Raw genomic sequence first — 20,292 nt, forward strand, 5'->3', positions numbered from 1 at the left:
CCGGACGGTGCGGGCCCTAGAGCGCCAGCGACGACCGCCGGTTCTCGATGATGCGGACCAGGGCGAGAGCCGTCAGTTCCGAGGATTTCGGGTTCTCGGCCAGGGGCCGGTTCTCGATGCTCACGTCGAGCGTCCCGAAGGCGCCAACCGCCCGCAGCCGATGTCCGTTGCCCGTCGCGGCCGGGTCGGCCACGAGTTCGATCCGGGTCCGGTCGAGGCCGATGCCCGCCAGCGCCGTGATCACGGCGACGTTGGCATTCGCCGGGAAGCGCCGCGCCGCCTCCCGCGCCGACCCCTCGAAGAACACCGTGGGCTGGGTCAGCGCATCGAGATCGATCAGCGTCTCGGCCGGCGTATCGACCCATGCGACCGGTGGCTTGACGATGCGGTGCGTGACCGTCTCGAGCGGCAGGACGGCCGCCGCAGCCAGGGCATCGACGGCCGCGAGCGCACCGGTCGGAACCAGGATCTGACTTCCGTGCGTGTCGGCGACCGATACGAGCCGATCGAGCAGACCGGGCTCGCAGAAGGCGCTCGTCGACGACACCGCGAAGCTCTGCGCCTGCCGAAGCGCGACGGTCCCCCAGGGCTCGACGGCCGCGCGGCTGGCGGCCTCGACCACCATGTCCAATCCCAGGTCCGTCAAAGCCCGGGGCTCGGGCATCCAGACGGTTCCGGCGGGAAGCGCAGCGCCTCCGGTCGGCTTCTCCCGTGTCCCGACACCGACGAGGACGACGTCGCTCGCCCGCGCCGCGAGTAGCTGGATCGTCCGCCGCGCGATGGCGCCCCAGCCCACGAAAGCGAGGCGCAGAGGAGGCCTGGACCCCGATTGCGTCCTCGGCGTCCCCCGGGGTTCCTGCATGACCGATGCGTGTCCCGAACGATGAGCCGAAATCGGGTCCTGCGTACAGAATCCGAGGGCGGCCGGCACCATCACGGTCACGCTTTCGGCGACCTTTCCCAAGAAAGCTCACCGTAGAAAGCGCACCGTGCCGTCGCCGCGCCGGATTCGGCGGAGGGGCTCGGAACCGGCCGCTCAGTTGATGACGCAGAACCCGGTGCCGGTGCCGACCACACGCCGGTTGGAGCACCACGGCTCGGCGGCCCGGACCTCGCGCTGGAGCGGGGCCGGCGCGGTCACGGGACCGACGGGGCGCAGGCGGGGCTCGCGCGCGGCCTGATCCGAGCCGGAACGGGGGGAGGCCGCCACGGCGGCGGCACTTCCCGTGGAGACCAGCACGACGCCGCCCCGCGATCCTCCGCGTCCGCCCCGTCCCCGCGCCTCGGCATCGTCGGCCGCGCCGAGCGCCAGGACGAGCAGGGCCGCGCCGATGACCTGACCCCTCCGCATCGCTACCTCCCGAGAATGAGCGCCTCGAGCCTAGTCGCGGGGGCGTTAACGGCCCCTGCGGGGAACGGATCGCAATTGCGCGAAATCGGTGATCCGGCCGGATGGCCGCGCTTGCCTTCGCCACGCCCGCACGCCACCTGATGTCGCGGCCGGACCAGCGACGGCTGCCGGCCGCGCATCCCTCTCGACCGCCCCATGCGAACACCTTCGGCCGGGCCGACGGGCGGCGCTCCCAAGGACGCCTCGATGACGATGACCAAGCTTCCCTCGCGTTCAGGTCTCCTGCGCTCACATCTCCTGCGCTCACGTCTGCTGCGCACGGGCGCCGTCGCCCTGGCCCTGGGGCTGCCCCTGGCCTCCGCCGCACGCGCCCAGGCGCCCGCCGCGACGCCGGCGGCCCCCGCCGCCGCGCCCGTGGCGCCCGAGACCGTGGTCGCGAAGGTGAACGGTGCGGCGATCACCGCCGGCGACCTCGCCATCGCGGGTGAGGATCCCGCCCTCTCGCTGCCGGGGGTGGACGACGCGCAGAAGAAGAACCTGCTCGTCGACTACATGATCGACCTCAAGGTCGGGGCCCAGGCGGCGGACGCGGCCAAGATCGGCGATTCGCCCGACTTCCAGCGCAAGCTCGCCTACTTCAAGGACAAGCTCCTCCTCGACGAGTACCTGGAGCGCGAGGCCAAGAAGGCCGCGACCCCGGAGGCGGCCAAGGCCCTCTACGAACAGACCGTCAAGGCGATGAAGCCCGAGGAGGAGGTGCATGCCCGCCACATCCTCGTGGAGAGCGAGGACGAGGCCCGGAAGATCGCGGCGCGCATCAAGGACGGCGAGGATTTCGCCAAGGTCGCGGCCGAGGTCTCGAAGGATCCGGGCTCGAAGACCGAGGGCGGCGACCTCGGCTGGTTCACCAAGGAGCGCATGGTCGCCCCCTTCGCCGAGGCCGCCTTCAAGATGAATGCCGGCCAGGTCTCGGATCCGGTCAAGACCCAGTTCGGCTGGCACGTGATCAAGCTCGAGGAGAAGCGCACCAAGCCGGTGCCGACCTTCGACGAGATGCGGGAGCAGGTGGACCAGTACATCACCCGCAAGGCGCAGCAGGACCTGATCCTGAAGCTGCGCGAGGGCGCCAAGATCGAGCGCACGGCCGCGGCGCCCGCCGTGGCTCCGGCCCCCAAGGCCCCGTAAGCGCGCCCCGGGCGGGGTACGGGCCGGGGTGAAGGGTCGGCGCCCTCACGCCACCCGGCGCACCGGCGGGGCGGACTCGCTGCGTCCCCGCCCGGTCCGCTTGGCGCGGTAGAGCGCGGCATCGGCGAGGCTGAGCAGCGCATCGAGGCTGCGGGCCGCCGGCGCCAGCCGGCCCTCGGTGCTCGCCAGCCCGATGCTGACACTCACGGTGAGGCGCGACAGTTCCGGCACGGCGATCCGCGCCACGGCCCGGCGCAGGAACTCCGCCTGGGCCAGGGCTTCGTCCGGAGTCGGACCCTCCAGGAGACAGGCGAACTCCTCGCCGCCCATCCGGCCGAAGACCGCCCCCTCCGGCAGCAGATGCGCCACCGTGTGGCAGAACCCGACGAGGACGCCGTCGCCCACGGCATGGCCGTGCACGTCGTTGATGCGCTTGAAATGGTCGAGGTCGAACAGCAGCAGGGTGACGGCCGATCCCCCGTGCGCGAGGACGGCCTCCGCCCGGGACACGAAGGCCCGGCGGCTGAGGACGCCGGTGAGCGCGTCGGTGTCGGCGGCTCGCCGCTGCAGGTGCTCCGCGCGCTCCTTCGTCAGCGACATGAACACGAAGGCGATGGCCAGGGTGAACAGCATGCCGACGAGGCACAGGATCGTCAGCCAGGGGCTCTGGAGCGAGTTCGGCCCGGTTTGCGGCGGCGATACGAGGGCGAGGGGCACGCGGATCCAGTAGGCGGCCGCGTAGAGGAGCAGCAGGGCGATCCCGGGATAACGCGACATCAGCGGTTCGGCCCGCGCGCGCCAGAACTCCCGCGCGGCCAGGAGGCAGAAGCCCCCGGCGAGCCCGGAGGCCAGGATCACCCGGGCGGGCAGCGACGCGTAGAAAGCGGGGATGAAGCAGGCGACGCACCAGAGCGCGACCGCCACCGCCACCACGGCGGGACGCGCCCCACGGCCCTCGAAGGCCCGGGTGCCCGCCCAGATCAAGCCGTAGGCGCCGATCATCACGCCGTTGGCGACGCCGATCGAGACCCAGTCGGGGATGACGCCGCGCAGGGCGAGCAGGGCGGAGGCCAGGGCGCCCGTGATGTGGGCGACGCCCCAGATCGCCAGGGCATGGACGTGCCGCGCCTGACTCCAGGACAGCAGGAACAGGCTCCCGACCATGAAGGTCAGCAGCATCGTCACCAGCAGCAGGGTCGAGGCGTCAAGCAGCATCGATCGGTTCCGCTCCCCCGCCCGCAGGTTGATCGAGGGGCAGCCCACCGCTCGGGCCGGCACCCGACGCCTGCGGTTCTACACCGGCGAGGCGACCGGGGTCGAGGCGGCTCGGGGCTCGACCCCGGTCGCCCGTCGCCTGCGCAGGCCTGGCGCCGCCGCGGACCCTGCGCCGGCGCCCGGATGCGGAGGCGCGGACGCTTCCTCAGCTGTCCGCGATCAGCTCCCGGATCCGCGACGCCAGCGCCTCCATCACGAAGGGCTTCGTGAGCACCTGCATGCCGGGCTCCAGGTAGCCGTTGCCCAGCACCGCGTTCTCGGCATAGCCCGTGATGAACAGCACCTTCAGGCCCGGCCGGAGGACGCGGCCGGCATCCGCCATCTGGCGGCCGTTCATGCCGCCGGGCAGGCCCACATCGGTGACGAGGAGGTCGAGGCGCACGTCCGACTCCATCACCTTGAGGCCGGCCGGCCCGTCGGCGGCCTCGATGGCGGTGTAGCCGAGGTCCTCCAGCACCTCCGTCACCAGCATGCGCACGGTGGGCTCGTCGTCGACGATGAGCACCGTCTGGCCCTGCTCGGCGCGGGGTGCGCGGCCGAGGTCCGCCTGCCCCTCCCGTTCCTCCGCCTGCCCGTAATGGCGCGGCAGGTAGAGGCAGACCGTCGTGCCCTGGCCGACCTCGGAGTAGATCCGCACCTGACCGCCGGACTGGCGCGCGAAGCCGTAGATCATGGACAGGCCCAGGCCCGTGCCCTCCCCCATGGGCTTCGTGGTGAAGAACGGATCGAAGGCGCGGGCGATCACCTCCGGGGTCATGCCGGTGCCGGTGTCGGTGACGCAGAGCGAGAGGTACTGGCCGGGCTCCAGGTCGCGCTCCCGGGCGGCACGGGCATCGAGCCACTTGTTGGCGGTCTCGATGGTGATGCGGCCGCCCTCCGGCATGGCGTCGCGGGCATTGATGCAGAGGTTCAGGAGGGCGTTCTCGAGCTGGTTGGGGTCGACCAGGGCGGACCACAGGCCGGCCGCCCCCACCACCTCGATGGCGATGGCGGGGCCCACCGTCCGGCGCACCAGCTCCTCCATGCCGCCGATGAGGCCGTTCACGTTGGTGGGCTTCGGGTCGAGGGTCTGGCGCCGGGAGAAGGCGAGCAGGCGGTGGGTGAGCGCGGCGGCGCGCTTGGCCGCGCCCTGGGCCGCGTTGATGTAGCGGTCGAGGTCGGTCAGCCGGCCCTGCGCCATCCGGGTCTGGAGCAGTTCGAGGCCGCCCGAGATGCCGGTGAGCAGGTTGTTGAAGTCGTGGGCGAGGCCGCCGGTGAGCTGGCCCACCGCCTCCATCTTCTGGGATTGCCGCAGGGCTTCCTCGGTGCGGCGCTGCTCGGTGATGTCGCGCCCGATGATGGTGAAGATCTCGCCGTCGGGCTCGGCCGTCCACATCACGATGCGCTGGCTGCCATCCCGGGCGAGGAGGCGGTCGACGAACCCGGTCACGGTCTCGCCCCGCCCCAGGCGCGCGACCACCTCCGCCGTCTCGGCGTGATCGCCCGGGTCGATCAGCACGGCGAAGGGCTGGCCGAGCAGGGTGTCCTCGTCCCAGCCCAGGGTCCGCGTCCAGGCCGGGTTGATGGCCTTCAGGTAGCCGTCGAGCCCGGCGGTGCCCATCAGATCGGTGGTGGTCTCCCAGATCCGGTCGCGCTCGCGGGTGCGGTGCGCGACCTGTCGCGCCAGGCCCGCGTTGAGGCGCGCGAGTTCGGTGGCCGCCGCCTTGCGGTCCTCGATGTCGGTGTTCGTGCCGACCCAGCGCAGGATGGCGCCGTCATCGGCCCGGATCGGCTCGGCCCGGACCAGGAACCAGCGGTGGTCGCCATCGCCGCGCCGGATGCGAATCTCGACCTCGTAGGAATGTCCGCCGGCCAGCGCCTCGCCCCAACTCCGGATCACCGTCGCGCGGTCGTCGGGGTGGACGAGATCGGCCCAGGCCGCGCCGTCGAGGGTGCCCGGCGCGGCGCCGCTATAGGCGTAGACCTGCTCGTTGAACCAATCGAGGGCGCCCTCCGCCGAGGCGGCCCAGACATGGATGGGGATCGCCTGCGCGAAGGCGTGGAACTGCGCTTCGCTGGCCCTGCGCGCGGCCGTGGCGCGGCTGCGCTCGGTGGCCGCGCGCACGCGCTCGGCGACGTTGCGCATGAAAGCGAGTTCCTCCGACGACCAGGACCGCGCGGTGGCGTGGTTGAGGTACAGGAGGGCCACGAAGCCGCCATGCTCGGTGAGCGGCATGTTGACGAAGGATTGCGCGCTGATCGCCTTCAGGGCCTCGGCGCCGGAGGCGGTACGCGCATCTTCGGTCGCATCGGCGCAGATCACGGTCTCGCCGCGCTTCAGATCCTCGATATACGAGCCGTAATCGCGGAAATGCAGGGTTCCGGCGAGACTCCGGATGCCGGGCGCGTTCCAGTCGCGCTCGATCAGGATCGTCTCGGCCACGGGATCAATGGTGCCGTAGCCGGCCCGGCTGACCCCGAGGGTGGTGCCGAGGATCTCGGAGGCCGCGAAGGCGATCTCGGCGGTGTCGTCGAGGTCGCGCAGGCGGTCGCCGAGCTCGGCCACCGCGATCCGACGGCTTTCCGCCGCCCGGCGCTCGTCCACGTCGATGGCGAGCACGAAGAAGCCCTCCACCGTCCCGGCCGCGTCCCGGCGCGGGATGTACTGGATGGCGCAGGCCCGCAGCCGGCCGTCGCGGTCCGGCAGGACGCCGTCGACGGCGACGGTCTCGCCGGCCAGGGCCTGCTCCATGAAGGGCTGGCGCTGCGCGAAGACATCGGGGCCGAGCACCGCGCGCACGTGGAGGCCGGTCAGGGCCTCGACGCCCTGCCCGAACCAGGTCTCGTAGTGGCGATTGTTGAAGCGGTAGCGATAGTCCCGGTCGACATAGGCCACGAGGATGGGCAGCGCGTCGGTGATGAGGCGCAGCTCCGCCTCGCGCGTTCCCTGCCCCGCCGGCTGCGCGCGCAGGTGCGCGACCTCGGCCTCCAGCGCGGCCACGCGGCGGCGCAGGGTCTCGATCTCGGATTCGCTCACGGATACCTTCGATCCCGGCAAGGATGCCGCGCCTGGGAAGCCTGCCGATTCCGGGAGATCTGCGGGCCGACGCTCACGCGGCGCTCAGTTCATCGTTCAGGAAGGCACGGACCTCCGCCCGATCGATGCCGGGGGCGATGAAGCTCAGCCCGATGCCGCGGGCCAGGATGAAGGTGAGCGCGCCGTCGCGGACCTTCTTGTCCTGGGCCATGGCCTCCACCAGGGCCTCGGCGTCGCCGCAGCCGCCCGGCACCGCCTGGAGCCGGGTCGGCAGGCCGGCCAGCGCGAGGTGGTTGGCGACGCGGCCCGCATCCTGGCCCGGGCAGAGGCCGAGGCGGGCGGAGAAGCGGAAGGCGAGCGCCAGCCCGATCGCCACCGCCTCGCCGTGAACGAGGCGCGCGGACTCGTAGGCCGTCAGGCGCTCCAGGGCATGGGCGAAGGTGTGGCCGAGGTTGAGGAGGGCCCGCTCGCCGTCCTCGCGCTCGTCGCGCACGACCACCCCGGCCTTGGCGCGGCAGCAGATCGCCACCGCCTCGTCGCGCTCGGGCCCGCCGGCGAAGATGCCGGCCCAGTGGGCCTCGCACCAGTCGAAGAAGGCCGCATCGTTGATGAGGCCGTACTTGGCCACCTCCGCGTAGCCCGCGCGCATCTCGCGCTCCGACAGGGTGTCGAGGGTGGCCGTGTCGGCGAGCACGAGCCGGGGCTGGTGGAAGGCGCCGATGAGGTTCTTGCCGTGGGGCGAGTTGATGCCGGTCTTGCCGCCCACCGAGGAATCGACCTGGGCCAGCAGACTCGTCGGCGCCTGCACGAAGCGCACCCCGCGCCGCAGGGTGGCGGCCGCGAAGCCGGCGAGATCGCCGACGACGCCGCCGCCGAGCGCCACCACGAGGTCGTTGCGCTCGACCTTCTGGGCGAGGAGCCCGTCGCAGACCTGCGCGTAGGTGGCGTAGGCCTTCGAGGCCTCGCCCGGCGCCACGGTGACGAGGCCCGAGCGCAGGCCCGCCGCCTCCAGGCTCGCGCGCAGGCGGTCGGCATAGAGCGCGGCCACGTTGGTGTCCGAGACGATGACCGCCGCCCTGGCCCCGAGGGCGGCGACGTGCCGGCCGGCCTCGTCGAGGAGGCCGCGTCCGATCAGGATGTCGTAGGCGCGCCCCTGGTCGAGGGGCACGGCCACGGTGAGGCGGTCGGTCACTGGGCGGCGATTCCTGGCTTCAGGGCATTCAGGTAGGCGTCGAGGGCTTCCATGACGTCCTGCACCACCCGGTCATGGGCGACGTCGCGGGAGATCACCTCCACGTCGGCGGTGGCGTAGACGGGATGGCGCTGGGCCATGAGCTGGCGCAGGGTCTCCTCCGGATCCTCGGTCTGGAGGAGCGGGCGCCCGCCGCGCTTGCGCACCCGGCGCATCAGCACGTCGAGCTCGGCCTTGAGCCAGATCGAGACGCCGCCCTCGGCGATGCGCGCGCGCGTGGTCTCGCGCATGAAGGCGCCGCCGCCGGTGGCGAGCACCAGGGGCCCCTCGCGCATCAGCCGGGCGATCACCCGCTCCTCGCCATCGCGAAAACTCGGCTCGCCGTAGATCGCGAAGATGTCGGGGATCGTGAGCTTGGCCGCCGTCTCGATCTCGTTGTCGGCATCCTTGAACATGAGGCCGAGGCGCGTGGCGAGGCGCTTGCCCACGGTGCTCTTGCCCGCGCCCATGAGGCCGACGAGCACGATCGAGCGGTGCCCGAGGGCACGGCGCAGTCGCAATTCGATCGGCGGGTCACCGGGGGGCGGGTCGCCGCCCGCAGGAGGGACTACGGTCATCACGGGCATCTACACATTGTCGGGCGGGTCTTAGCGCGTTTTCCGGTGCGGGCGAAGCGTCCGGACGGCCACCCGCGCCGGAATGCGGCGGCGCCTGTGGCCATGAAGTCATTGCCATTCATGCCCGCGCGTGATGCAACCCCAAGCTTGCCGTCAGCCCCGCTGTCCCTGAAGCCATCTGGCCCCCGAGGCGCACTCCGTCACCAGCGCCGCACGATCGAGGTTCGTCCGAGTGCCGACCCTGTTCCGTTTCCTCGCCACCCTCGCCATCCTGGGCGGCCTCGCCTTCGCGGGGATGTTCGCGCTGGCGACCCTGGTGGTGCCGACCCCGCGCGAGATGAGCGTGACCATTCCCGCCGCGAAGCTCCAGCCGCAGAACCGGTGACGGAGGCCGGCGCACCGCCCGCCCCGACGCCCCCCCTCGAACCGGGCGAGGCGCTGATCCGGGACTACCTCGACATGCTCGCCGCCGAGCGGGGCGCGGCCCTCAACACCCTGGCCGCCTACCGGCGCGACCTCGCGGATTACCTCGGCGCCCTGGCGCGGGGCGGGCACGACCCCGTGGCGATGGAGGCGGCCCCCTTGCGCGCCTACCTCGCCGACCTCGAGACGCGCGGCCTCTCGGCGGCCTCCGCGGCGCGGCGGCTCTCCTGCATCCGGGGCTTCCACCGCTTCCTCTACGCGGAAGGACTCGCCGAGGACGACCCGAGCGCGCCGATCGGGGGCCCGCGCCGGGTGCGGGCGCTGCCCAAGGTGCTCTCGGTGGCCGAGGTCGACCGGCTGCTGGCCACGGCGCGCGACAGGGCGGCGGGAAACGGCGCGGCCAGAGATGGCGCGGCAAGGGACGGCGAGAGCGGGAACGCGGCAAAGGTCGACGCGCGGGGCACGCGCATGCTCTGCCTGATCGAACTCCTCTACGCGACGGGCCTGCGCGTCTCCGAACTCATCGCCCTGCCCCGCGCGGCGGCCTCCACGCGGGAGCGCTACCTCGTGGTCAAGGGCAAGGGCGGGCGCGAGCGGCTGGTGCCCCTCACCGAGGTGGCGCGGGGCGCCATGCGCGACCACCTCGCCAACCTGACCACGGATGGCCCCTGGCTGTTTCCGGCCGACAGCGAGAGCGGGCATCTGACCCGGCAATCCTTCGCCCGCGACCTCAAGGGCATGGCAGCGGCCGCGGGCCTCAGGGCCGACCGGGTGAGCCCGCACGTGCTGCGCCACGCCTTCGCCAGCCACCTCCTGCAGAACGGCGCGGACCTGCGCATCGTCCAGGAACTGCTCGGCCACGCGGACATCTCGACGACGCAGATCTACACCCACGTCCTCGACGAGCGCCTCAAGACCATGGTCCGCGACCTGCACCCGCTGATGGACGAGTGAGGGGCGGCCTTCACCCCTCCGCCTCCTCGTGCAGGGTGTCCTCGATGTAGAGCTGGGCCAGCAGCACCTTCGCCACCGCCATCAGCGGCAGGGCGAGCGCGATGCCCCAGAGCCCGAAGATCACGCCGAGCACGAGCTGGCCCGCGAAGATCGTGGCCGGGGGAATGTCGAGGGCCCGCTTCTGGATGAAGGGCGTCAGCCCGTAGCTCTCGAGGGTCTGCACCGCGAGATAGACGCCGAGTGCCCCGAGGAGCGCCGTGGTGCCGGAGGCGAGGGACGCCAGCACGATCACCACGCCGGCGATCAGGGGGCCGATGGTGGGAATGAAGGCGAGGAGCCCGGCCTGGAGCCCGAGAATGAGGGCGCCGCCGATCCCCAGGAAGGCGAGGCCGGCCCAGGTGCACAGGAAGATCACCGCCATGGTGATGAGCTGGCCGAACAGCCAGTGCCGCAGGGTCTCGCCCATGCCGTCCAGAAGGGCCGTGGCGCGGTCCCGGTGCTTCGGGGGCACGAAGCGCACGAGGCCGTCGCGGTAGGCGCCCGGGTCGGCGGCCACCGACAGCCCCAGGAAGACGATGACGAGGGTGTTGCCGAGCGCGTTGAACAGGCCGATGACCACGGTGGCCGCGGGTCCGAGCACGCTGCCGGCATCCGAGAGGAGCGAGCCCGGGCTCTTCATCGCGCCGGAGGCGAGGCCCGCGAGGCCGCCGCGCTTCTGGTCGGACGCACCGGACGCGTCGGCCGGTTTGTCGCCCGAATCCGTGTCCCCGTGGGCTTTGGGTTCGGCATCCTGCCCCTCGCCGCCCTTCGGCGCCGCGATCTCGGGCACGTCGATGCCGTAAGCCTTGAGCTTGTCGCGCACGGTGCCGGCCTGGGCCGCCACCGTCTGCCCGAGGTCGCGCCCCTGCTGCACGATCGTGGCGCCCCCGAAGGCGATGAGGCCGAGGGTGAGGCCGGCGAGCACGAGGCTGACGAGGCTGAGCCGCAGGCCCCGGCTCGCGGGCATCACCTGGCCGAGCAGCCGGGTCAGCCCGTCGAGGAAGACCCCGAGCAGGATGCCGGCGAAGACGAGGAGCAGGGTCGAGGCTGCCATCCAGGCCATGGCCAGCAGAGCGATGAAGGCCACGACGGCGATGCCGGAGACGGCGTGCGACCAGCCGCGCGGGCGCGGGCCGGCGGCGTCGGGGCTCTGGAAGGGGGCGGGCATGGGCGGATTCGGCTCCTGGCGGCGTCCCGCGCATGCGGGAGCCTGTCCCTCGTGCGCGGCGTCTTGAAGGGGTCTGGAGCGCGGCGCAGCCGGCTCGTCCCGGGTGGGGGATGTCTCCAGCCACGCTTGGGTTCCCATGTCGGTCCGGCGGCCCGCGCCGAGGGTGAAGATTCGGTCGCGCCCGCCATGGTCTCCGTTGGTGTTCGGACCCGGACCGGGACCACGGTGTCCGAGCTGGGCAAGATGATCGACGTGCATTCGATCGTGGTCGCCTCCACCGCGACGCAATGGTATGGCGGCGCGGCGAAGGTCCTGCGCTATGTCTTCTTCCACGCGATCGTGCTCGGCCGGCCTCGTCGGCATGCGGGTGATGCTCCAGGCCCAGGTGCCGCTCTTCGCGGCCATGGTCCCGGCGCTCACCCGCGAGGGCGTCGCCCACCGAAGCGGATGCCGGTTCGGTGTGAGCGCGCGCGTCAGGACACCGGTTCGGAGCCGCTTCCCGTCGCGATGCGACGGGGAACGATTGCCGCCCGGCAAGCCGGGGGCGCTTCGGCGTCCCCGTTCCCCCCTTCATTCGGCGATGGCGCCACGCGCCCGCGGAGACGCACGATGCGCCTGAGGAACTGCCACAGCTTTCACGATTTCCGCCGCATGGCGCAGTCCCGCCTGCCGGGGCCGATCTTCGATTACATCGACGGCGCCGCCGATGACGAGGTGACCTACCGGCGCAACACCACCGCCTTCGAGACCTGCCAGCTCGTGCCGAACGTCCTGCGGGGCGTACGCGAGATCGACATGTCGGTGACGGTGATGGGCCAGAGGCTCGCCATGCCGGTCTACTGCTCGCCGACCGCCCTGCAGCGGCTGTTCCACCACCAGGGCGAGCGGGCCGTCGCCGCTGCGGCCGGCAAGTTCGGAACGATGTTCGGCGTCTCGTCCCTCGGGACGGTGAGCCTCGAGGAGGCGCGCCGGATCAGCAGCGGTCCGCAGGTCTACCAGTTCTACTTCCACAAGGACCGCGGCCTGAACCGCGCGATGATGGCGCGCGCCAAGCAGGCCGGCATCCAGGTGATGATGCTGACGGTCGACAGCATCACGGGCGGCAACCGCGAGCGCGACAAGCGGACGGGCTTCTCCATCCCGTTCCGCCTGACCATGGCGGGCATGCTGCAATTCGCGATGAAGCCCGCCTGGGCGATCAACTACCTCACCCACGAGGGATTCAAGCTGCCGCAGCTCGACGGTCACGTCGACATGGGCGGCGGCGCCCTCTCGATCAGCCGCTACTTCACCGAGATGCTCGATCCCAGCATGTCCTGGGACGACGTGGCCGCCATGGTCCGGGAATGGGGCGGCCAGTTCTGCCTGAAGGGCGTGATGTCGGTGGAGGATGCCAAGCGCGCGGTCGAGATCGGCTGCACCGGCATCGTGCTGTCGAACCACGGCGGACGCCAGCTCGACGGCTCGCGCACGGGCTTCGACCAGCTCGCGGAGATCGTGGATGCGGTCGGAGACCGGATCGACGTAATCATGGATGGGGGCGTTCAGCGCGGCACGCACGTCCTGAAGGCGCTGTCGCTCGGGGCGAAGGCGGTCGGCCTGGGTCGCTACTACCTGTTCCCCCTCGCCGCCGCCGGGCAACCCGGCGTCGAGCGTGCGCTCGACCTGATGCGATCCGAAATCGAGCGCGACATGCGGTTGATGGGCTGCGCGTCCGTCAGCCAGCTGACGCGCAGCAACCTGCGATACGTCTGACGCGGCGTCCGGATGAGTGACTCACGCGGTCGAGACGACTGACGCGGGTTCTTGGGGAGAGGGGGCGGCGGAAGCCTCCCGCAAGAACGAGGGGGGGCCGACCGACAACCCCGGTTCGATCGTGGAGCGCGTTGCGGGCGCGGCCCCGCAGCGATCAACCGGATCCGGTCTGCTCCACGAACCCTCGATCCCGCTCACCCCGTGGCGACGGCCATCCGGTTCGCGCAGGCGCCCGGCGCGTCGGGCCGGCCTTCGCGAACGTCGCGTCTCAGGCCCAGCGCGCGGCGGCCGCGTCGTCGGCCTCCGTCGCCTCGACCCAGCCGCCGGTGGTGCCGTCGGCGAGGTGCTCGCGCTTCCAGAAGGGCGCCCGCGTCTTCAGGTAGTCCATGAGGAAGCTCGCGGCCTCGAAGGCCGCGACCCGGTGGCTCGACGCGGTGACCACGAGGACGATGCCGTCGCCCGGCGCCACGAGTCCGTGGCGGTGGATCACGCGCACCCCCTGGAGCGGCCAGCGCGCCCGCGCCGTCTCGACCACGCGCGCGATCTCGGCCTCCGCCATCCCGGGGTAATGCTCGAGTTCGAGGCCGTTGAGCCGTCCGCCCTCGTCGCGGCACAGGCCCGTGAAGGTGACGATGGCCCCCGCCCGGCCCCCGAGTTCGCGGGTGAGGGCGGCGATCTCGGCGCTCGCGTCGAAGGGGGCGCTCTGGATGCGGATATCGGGCATGCTCTCCCCCTTCGAACCGGCGCCCGCGCGGCTCCGCGCCCGGGCGATAAACGCTTGACCGGGCCGGAAAACCTTGACGGGGTTCCCCGAACCTGCCCACTCGGGCGCTCTATGCCCCCGAACGCCCGGCGACGCCACCGGGCTGCGAAGGACGTGTCCGCCGTGACGCCAGAGCTGATCCTGCCCCATGACGGCGTCCTGCCCGTCTTCTCGGCCCGCCCGGTCTGGTGCGGTCGCGCGAGCACGGTGATCGGCGACGCCACCCTCGGGGCGCAGGCCTGGCTCGGCGACCACAGCGTGATCCGCGCCGACGGGAACCGCGTGACCATCGGCGAGCGCTTCTGGCTCGGGCACCGCTCCACCGTGCACATCGCCACCCACACCTACCCCACGGAGGTCGGCGACCGGGTGACGGTGGGCCGCAACGCCGTGGTGCATGCCTGCACCGTCGGCTCGGACGTGGTGATCGAGGACGACGTCATCGTGCTCGACGGCGCGCGCGTGGAGGACGGCGTGCTGATCGAGGCCGGCGCCACGGTGTTTCCCCGGGCGCATCTGGCCACCGGCTTCGCCTATGCGGGGAGCCCCGCCAAACCCGTGCGCCCGGTCTCCGGGCCGGAGATCGCCGAGCGGGCCGAACGCCTGCGGGAGGCCTCCGGCGACCTGCCGCCCGCACCGCCCGCCGACGAACCGCTGCCGGAGCCGAGCGTCTTCGTCGCCCGCACCGCGCGCCTGCGCGGCCGCATCGCCCTCGGGGCCGGGTCGACGATCCTGTTCTCCTGCGACCTGCAGGCGGAGGTCGGCCCCATCGTGGTCGGCGCCAACACCAACATCCAGGACAACAGCGTCATCCGCACGCGGGGCGAGGGCGTCGTCCTCGGGCGCGACACCACCATCGGGCACAATGTCCGGCTCTCCGATTGCCGCATCGGCGCCCGCAGCCTCATCGGGATCGGCTGCGTCGTCGCCCCCGGCACCGTGGTGGCCGACGACGTGCTGCTCGCGGCCGGCGCCACCACCGATCCGGGTCAGCTCCTGGAGGGGGGCCATCTCTGGGGCGGGCGCCCCGCCCGCATCCTCGGGCCCCTCGACGCGGACAAGCGCACGATGATGGCCCGGGTGGTCGAGGGCTACGTGGCGCATGGCCGTGCCTACCGAGAGGCGCAGGACGCCGCGCCGTAATTCCTGCCGAAAGTCGTTCCTTCTGGGATGTCATTACTGCCGGGATCAGGTGGCGCGGCGCGAAGCAACCACCCGGCGAACGACGCTTGTTCGCCACCGGCCGAAAGATCGTCCCGGTCTCGTCGCACTGCGATCCCGCGTGCTTTCAGACCACGCAGCCATCCCGCCGCGCGCATCCGGCCGGGAACGCTTGCCGCCGGGCGCACGTTGTTGGGCCCCGCATGCCGTGGTGCAAGGAGTTCTTCATGAAAGCCGTCACACTCGCCGTCGCCGCTACGCTCGCCCTCAGCACGGCCGCCCTCGCCGCCGGCGCGGGACCGGGCTCGGCCAACAACGCGCCGGTCCAGGAGACGCAGCAGAACGGGTCTCAGTACGGCACCACCGGTGCCTCCGGACACGCACCGGGCCACGAGATGGGCGCCACGACGGGCTCGACCGGCCGCTCCGGCACCGCGAACAGCACGGGCGCGAACGATGCCGGTTCGGGCTCCTCGCCGGGCGCGGCCGGCATGAAGTCCGGCGCCGGCAGCCGCTGATCGCCGGGGGCCGACCCCGATCCGCAGGCTCGGCCTATCCTGAAACGAGAGGGCCCGGTGATCCGGGCCCCGTCTCGCGGTTCGGGCGGACCCGTCGCCGCGCGACTCCGACGCCGGAGGGGATCGGCGCAGTTGCGCACATGGTGTTCACGGGTTCGTGAGGGCCCCGGGGCCATGATTGTGCGATGCACACCGATCCGCTCTCAGTCCGGAATGTCGCTTGTGCCTTCGCCCTCTACGGCCTCGGCACGTTGATGCTCGCGCCCGAGCCGAGTTGGCACACGGTCGGGATCGGGCTCGCCTGCCTCGTGGCCTTCGGCATCCTGGCGCTCGTTCCCTCCCGTAAGCCGGCGGCGCGACGCGCGAGGCCCGGACAGGCCGCGCGCAAGATCGCGCGGGTGGCCGAGATCCCGCCGCCCCCTTCCTTCCCGGCCCTCGAAGCCCCCGTTCCGCAGGGGCTCAACGACCCCCATCCCGCCGTCTTCCGCGGCCTGCGCACCCGGCGGAGCGCGCCCCCCGGCTGATCAGTCCGGCTCCCCCGCTCCGAGGAACCGGCCCACAAGGAGTCGCGCGAGGTCGCGGGGCGATTCCGGCGTCAGCACGGCGAGCTTGCGCGAGGTGGAGAGGGAGGCGAGCCCGTGCAGGCCCGCCCACAGGGTCGCCACCGCCTGCCGGCGCTCGTCGGGATCCGGGATCATCGGCCGGAGCACCGCGTCGACGAGGTCGGTGGCGCGGGCCAGGGCGCCCGCATACCAGTCCGGGAAGACCGCGTCGGGCGCGATCTGGTGCTCGAAGACGAGGCTCCAAACCTGCGGATCCGCCGCGACGAAGGCGAGGTAGGCATCGGCCACGGCGAGCGCGTTGGCCCGGGGCGATGCCTCCGGCCGCACCGCCGCCGTGAGGGTCGCGTGCAGCCGCTCCAGAGTACGGGCATTGACCCGCAGGACCACCGCGTCGAGATCCCCCACCGCGTTGTAGATCGAGTTCGGCGCGTAGCCGATCGTGCTGGCGAGCCGGCGCATGCCGAGGCCCCGCAGGCCCTCGTGCCGGACCAAGCCCTCGGCCGCGCGGGTCACCAGGGCCAGGAACTCGTCCCGGTTGTGCTCGCTGCGCGGGCCGGTACCCCGCTTTTCGGTCCGCGCCATCGTTCCCGATCCTTCCCCCGTGCGGCCCCGCACGCTCGATTGCACGCTGTGCAATAGCACTGTTGCGGCCGCTCCGCTCCAGGCCTAGATTTTGAACAACGTACAAATGACGGGTGCTTCAGCATTTGACGCTATCGCGTCGGGCGGGCAGTCATGCGTCGTGCGAGGAGATCCCCATGTTTCGGACCTTGATGACGACCCGCCGGTTCGCCCCCCTGTTCTGGTGCCAGTTCTTCTCCGCCTTCAACGACAATTTCCTCAAGAACGCCCTGGTGTTCCTGATCCTGTTCAAGGTCGGCGGTGAGGGCGGCGGCTCGCCGATGCTGGTGACGCTGGCGGGCGCCGTGTTCATCGGCCCGTTCTTCATCCTCTCCGGCCTCGGCGGCCAGATGGCCGACCGCTACGACAAGGCCCTCATCGCCAAGCGGCTGAAATTCGCCGAGATCTTCGGCGCGGCCGCGGCGGCAATCGGCTTCTGGATGCATTCCGTGCCGGTGCTGTTCGTGGCGCTCGGCCTGTTCGGCACCATCGCGGCCCTGTTCGGGCCGATCAAGTACGGCATCTTGCCCGACCACCTGCGCCGGGACGAACTCACCGCCGGCAACGCGCTCGTCGAGGCCGCGACCTTCCTCGCCATCCTGCTCGGCACCATCGTGGCGGGCCTGGCCACGGCGATGGGCGGCGGCGCGCTGGCCTTCAGCACGATGATCATGGCGTTCGCCGTGCTGTGCTGGCTCTCGGCCCGGGCGATCCCCGCCACCGGCGAGGCCGCGCCGACGCTGCGCATCGACCCGAACGTCGCCCGCTCCACGGGCGCCCTCCTGCGCGACCTCTGGCGCGATACGCGCCTGTGGCGCGGCTCGCTCATCGTGAGCTGGTTCTGGCTGGTCGGCGCCGTGATCCTGTCGCTGCTCCCCGTCCTCGTGCGCCAGAGCCTCAACGGCTCCGAGACCGTGGTGACCACCCTGCTCGCGGTGTTCTCCATCGGGATCGCGGTGGGCTCGGGGCTGGCCTCCTGGCTCGCCAGCGGCCGCATCGTGCTGCTGCCCACCCCCATCGGCGCCCTGCTCATGGGTGCTTTCGGCCTCGACCTGGCCTGGACCGTGGCGCATCTGCCGCCCGTCTCCGGCGAGCCCCTCGGGGCCTTCGACTTCCTGACCACCGGCACGGGCCTGCGCGTCACCTTCGACCTGTTCGCCCTCGCGGTGGCGGGGGGGCTCTACATCGTGCCGCCCTTCGCCGCCGTGCAGGCCTGGACCGACAAGGACAAGCGCGCCCGCGTCATCGGCGCCGTCAACGTGCTCACCGCCGCCTTCATGGTGACGGGCGCCCTCGGGCTGGCCGTGCTGCAGGGCGCCGGCTGGTCGATGGCCGCCCTCCTCGCCTTGCTGGGGGTGCTCAACCTCGTGGCGGGCGTCGTCATCCTGGCCGTGCTGCCCACGAGCCCGTTCCGCGACTTCCTCTCGATCCTGTTCCGGGCCTTCTACCGCCTGGAGGTGCGCGGTCTGGAGAACGTCGAGAAGGCCGGCCCGAACGCCATCATCGCCCTCAACCACGTCTCCTTCCTCGATGCGCCCCTGGCCCTCTCGCTCCTCGACCAGGAGCCCGTCTTCGCCGTCGATCACGGCATCGCGCAGCGCTGGTGGGTGAAGCCGTTCCTGGCGATGACGAAGGCGATGCCGCTGGACCCGACCCGGCCGCTCGCCACCCGCACGCTGATCAACGCGGTGAAGAGCGGCGAGACCCTGATCATCTTCCCCGAGGGGCGCCTCACCGTCACGGGGAGCCTGATGAAGGTCTATGACGGGGCCGGCCTCATCGCCGACAAGTCCGGCGCCATGGTGGTACCGGTGAAGATCGAGGGCCTGGAGAAGACGGTGTTCTCGCGCCTCTCGAAGGCCCAGGTGAAGCGGCGCTGGTGGCCCAAGGTCACCGTCACGATCCTGTCTCCGGTGGCGCTTAACGTCGATCAGGCCCTCCGGGGCAAGGCCCGCCGGCAGGCGGCGGGCGCCGCGCTGTACGGGATCATGTCCGACCTCGTCTTCCGCACCTCCGGAATCGACCGCGGCCTGATGCAGGCCCTCATCGACGCGGGCGACCGCCATGGCTGGCGCCGCACGGCGGTCGAGGACCCCACCGGCACCCTGAGCTATTCCCGGCTCGTCATGGGCGCCAACATCCTGGGGCGAAAGCTCCAGGGGCTGGGCGCCCCGGGCAAGCCCCTCGGCGTGATGCTGCCCAACGCCAACGGCGCGGCCGTGACCCTGTTCGCCCTGGCCTCGGCCGGACGGGTGCCGGCGATGATCAACTTCTCGGCGGGCGCCGCCAACATCCTGTCCGCCTGCAGGACGGCGCAAGTCGACACCATCCTGACCTCCCGCGCCTTCATCGAGAAGGGCCGCCTCGGACTCCTGGTCGAGACGATCGGGGAGGCCGTCACCCTCGTCTACCTCGAGGACATCCGCGCCGGCATCACGACGGGCGACAAGCTGCGCGGCTTCCTGAGCCGACGCGCGCCCCTGGTCACCCGCGGCGGCGACGACCCGGCCGCGATCCTGTTCACCTCCGGCTCGGAGGGCACGCCGAAGGGCGTGGTGCTCGCCAGCCGCAACATGCTCGCCAACACCGCGCAGGTCGCCGCCCGGATCGACTTCGGGCCGAGCGACAAGGTCTTCAACGTGCTCCCCGTCTTCCACGCCTTCGGGCTGACGGCGGGGCTGGTGCTGCCCCTGGTCTCGGGCGTTCCGGTCTACCTCTATCCATCGCCGCTGCATTACCGGATCGTGCCGGAGCTCATCTACGGCTCCAACGCCACCGTCCTGTTCGGCACCGACACCTTCCTCGCCGGCTACGCCAAGACCGCGCATTCCTACGACCTGCGTTCGCTGCGCTACGTCGTGGCCGGGGCCGAGGCGGTGAAGGAGGCCACCCGCAAGACCTGGGGCGAGAAGTTCGGCCTGCGCATCCTGGAGGGCTACGGCGTCACCGAGTGCGGCCCGGTGGTCGCCCTGAACACGCCGATGTTCAACCGCTTCGGCACGGTGGGACGCCTGCTGCCCGGCCAGGAGTGGCGCCTGGAACCCGTGCCCGGCATCGAGGAGGGCGGGCGCTTGGTCCTGCGCGGCCCCAACATCATGCTGGGCTACCTGCGGCCCGAGCGGCCCGGCAGCATCGAGGCACCCCCGGAAGGCTGGCACGACACCGGCGACATCGTCGTCATCGACGCCCAGGGCTTCGTCACCATCAAGGGCCGGGCCAAGCGCTTCGCCAAGATCGCCGGCGAGATGGTGTCGCTGGCCAGCGTCGAGGCCCTCGCGGCCGAGCTCTGGCCGGATACCCCGAGCGCGGTCGCCGCCGTACCGGATGCCCGCAAGGGCGAGCGGCTGGTGCTGTTCACGGAGCGCACGGACGCGACGCGATCCGCCTACCAGACCTTCGCCAAGGGCAAGGGCGCCCCGGACATCGCGATCCCCGCCGAGGTGGTGGTGCTCGACCGGGTGCCCATGCTCGGGACCGGCAAGGTCGACCAGGTCAGCGTGGTCAAGCTGGCCCGCGAGCGCGCGGCGGGCGAGGCGCACGCCGCGTGACGGCCGCGCCCCCGCTCGAAATTCGGGCGGGACGCGCGGGTTTGGGACACCAGGACAAGAGTTCTGGACTCACGGACCAAGCCTCGGCCTCACTCGGCTGAGGTAATCCTTTATGGTGGCGCACGAATCCAGGGCTTTGCGAA

At 71.8% G+C, this 20,292-nt stretch carries 17 protein-coding genes; 8 read left to right on the forward strand and 9 right to left on the reverse strand.

The window, feature by feature from the left end; translation table 11 throughout:
• Positions 1-16: 16 nt before the first annotated feature.
• Together OF380_RS07600 and OF380_RS07605 are read right to left on the reverse strand one after the other, a co-directional pair.
• Positions 17-862, reverse strand: coding sequence for an aspartate dehydrogenase (locus OF380_RS07600; protein ID WP_264050167.1), 846 nt, complete (start codon positions 860-862; stop codon positions 17-19).
• A 174-nt stretch (positions 863-1,036) separates the two neighbouring features.
• Positions 1,037-1,351 (reverse strand): hypothetical protein, encoded by a 315-nt coding sequence (locus OF380_RS07605; RefSeq protein ID WP_264050169.1) that lies wholly within the window; start codon positions 1,349-1,351, stop codon positions 1,037-1,039.
• Between the two features lie 252 nt (positions 1,352-1,603).
• On the opposite strand from OF380_RS07605, the gene OF380_RS07610 reads away from it, so the two are divergent.
• A complete protein-coding gene (locus OF380_RS07610) occupies positions 1,604-2,536 on the forward strand; it encodes a peptidylprolyl isomerase (RefSeq protein WP_264051229.1) in 933 nt (310 codons plus the stop codon).
• Between the two features lie 45 nt (positions 2,537-2,581).
• Here the strand turns inward: OF380_RS07610 and OF380_RS07615 are convergent, their stop codons facing one another.
• The 4 genes from OF380_RS07615 to OF380_RS07630 all read right to left on the reverse strand — a co-directional run bounded on the left by OF380_RS07615 (position 2,582) and on the right by OF380_RS07630 (position 8,636).
• Complete coding sequence (locus OF380_RS07615; protein WP_264050170.1) at positions 2,582-3,751, reverse strand: GGDEF domain-containing protein; 1,170 nt, start codon at positions 3,749-3,751, stop codon at positions 2,582-2,584.
• Between the two features lie 205 nt (positions 3,752-3,956).
• Positions 3,957-6,827, reverse strand: a complete 2,871-nt coding sequence (locus tag OF380_RS07620; RefSeq protein ID WP_264050171.1) for a PAS domain-containing protein — start codon at positions 6,825-6,827, stop codon at positions 3,957-3,959.
• Between the two features lie 73 nt (positions 6,828-6,900).
• Positions 6,901-8,019 carry a 3-dehydroquinate synthase gene (gene aroB / locus OF380_RS07625; RefSeq protein ID WP_264050172.1) on the reverse strand — a complete coding sequence of 373 codons (1,119 nt, stop codon included), beginning with the start codon at positions 8,017-8,019 and terminating at the stop codon, positions 6,901-6,903.
• Positions 8,016-8,636: a shikimate kinase gene (locus tag OF380_RS07630; RefSeq protein WP_264050174.1), complete on the reverse strand. Its 621-nt coding sequence runs from the start codon at positions 8,634-8,636 to the stop codon at positions 8,016-8,018. Before OF380_RS07630 ends, aroB begins: the two co-directional genes overlap by 4 nt.
• Before the next feature lie 232 nt (positions 8,637-8,868).
• Between OF380_RS07630 and OF380_RS07635 the strand changes: the two genes are divergently transcribed.
• Together OF380_RS07635 and OF380_RS07640 are read left to right on the forward strand one after the other, a co-directional pair.
• Positions 8,869-9,021 (forward strand): histidine kinase, encoded by a 153-nt coding sequence (locus OF380_RS07635; protein ID WP_264050175.1) that lies wholly within the window; start codon positions 8,869-8,871, stop codon positions 9,019-9,021.
• Between the two features lie 74 nt (positions 9,022-9,095).
• Positions 9,096-10,013, forward strand: coding sequence for a site-specific tyrosine recombinase XerD (locus OF380_RS07640; RefSeq protein WP_264051230.1), 918 nt, complete (start codon positions 9,096-9,098; stop codon positions 10,011-10,013).
• 10 nt (positions 10,014-10,023) lie between these two features.
• On the opposite strand, the gene OF380_RS07645 is transcribed toward OF380_RS07640, so the two are convergent.
• On the reverse strand, positions 10,024-11,220 hold the full coding sequence (locus OF380_RS07645) for an AI-2E family transporter (protein ID WP_264050176.1): 1,197 nt from the start codon (positions 11,218-11,220) through the stop codon (positions 10,024-10,026).
• A 609-nt stretch (positions 11,221-11,829) separates the two neighbouring features.
• On the opposite strand from OF380_RS07645, the gene OF380_RS07650 reads away from it, so the two are divergent.
• A complete protein-coding gene (locus OF380_RS07650; RefSeq protein ID WP_264050177.1) occupies positions 11,830-12,975 on the forward strand; it encodes an alpha-hydroxy acid oxidase in 1,146 nt (381 codons plus the stop codon).
• A 268-nt stretch (positions 12,976-13,243) separates the two neighbouring features.
• Here the strand turns inward: OF380_RS07650 and OF380_RS07655 are convergent, their stop codons facing one another.
• Positions 13,244-13,699 carry a molybdenum cofactor biosynthesis protein MoaE gene (locus tag OF380_RS07655; protein WP_264050178.1) on the reverse strand — a complete coding sequence of 152 codons (456 nt, stop codon included), beginning with the start codon at positions 13,697-13,699 and terminating at the stop codon, positions 13,244-13,246.
• 162 nt (positions 13,700-13,861) lie between these two features.
• Between OF380_RS07655 and OF380_RS07660 the strand changes: the two genes are divergently transcribed.
• The 3 genes from OF380_RS07660 (at position 13,862) to OF380_RS07670 (ending at position 15,941) form a co-directional block, all read left to right on the forward strand.
• Positions 13,862-14,881 carry a gamma carbonic anhydrase family protein gene (locus OF380_RS07660; protein WP_264050180.1) on the forward strand — a complete coding sequence of 340 codons (1,020 nt, stop codon included), beginning with the start codon at positions 13,862-13,864 and terminating at the stop codon, positions 14,879-14,881.
• A gap of 245 nt (positions 14,882-15,126) precedes the next feature.
• On the forward strand, positions 15,127-15,417 hold the full coding sequence (locus OF380_RS07665; RefSeq protein ID WP_264050181.1) for a hypothetical protein: 291 nt from the start codon (positions 15,127-15,129) through the stop codon (positions 15,415-15,417).
• A gap of 185 nt (positions 15,418-15,602) precedes the next feature.
• Entirely contained in the window at positions 15,603-15,941 is a 339-nt protein-coding gene (locus OF380_RS07670) for a hypothetical protein (protein WP_264050182.1), read from the forward strand.
• Here OF380_RS07670 and OF380_RS07675 read toward each other — a convergent pair whose 3' ends face one another.
• Positions 15,942-16,562, reverse strand: coding sequence for a TetR/AcrR family transcriptional regulator (locus OF380_RS07675; protein WP_264050183.1), 621 nt, complete (start codon positions 16,560-16,562; stop codon positions 15,942-15,944). It lies immediately after the preceding gene.
• Positions 16,563-16,738: 176 nt separating this feature from the next.
• Between OF380_RS07675 and OF380_RS07680 the strand changes: the two genes are divergently transcribed.
• Complete coding sequence (locus OF380_RS07680; RefSeq protein ID WP_264050184.1) at positions 16,739-20,149, forward strand: acyl-[ACP]--phospholipid O-acyltransferase; 3,411 nt, start codon at positions 16,739-16,741, stop codon at positions 20,147-20,149.
• Positions 20,150-20,292 lie beyond the last annotated feature (143 nt).

Origin of the sequence: Methylobacterium sp. FF17 (assembly GCF_025813715.1) — a bacterium.
In the GTDB taxonomy this organism is placed as follows: Bacteria; Pseudomonadota; Alphaproteobacteria; order Rhizobiales; family Beijerinckiaceae; genus Methylobacterium; species Methylobacterium flocculans.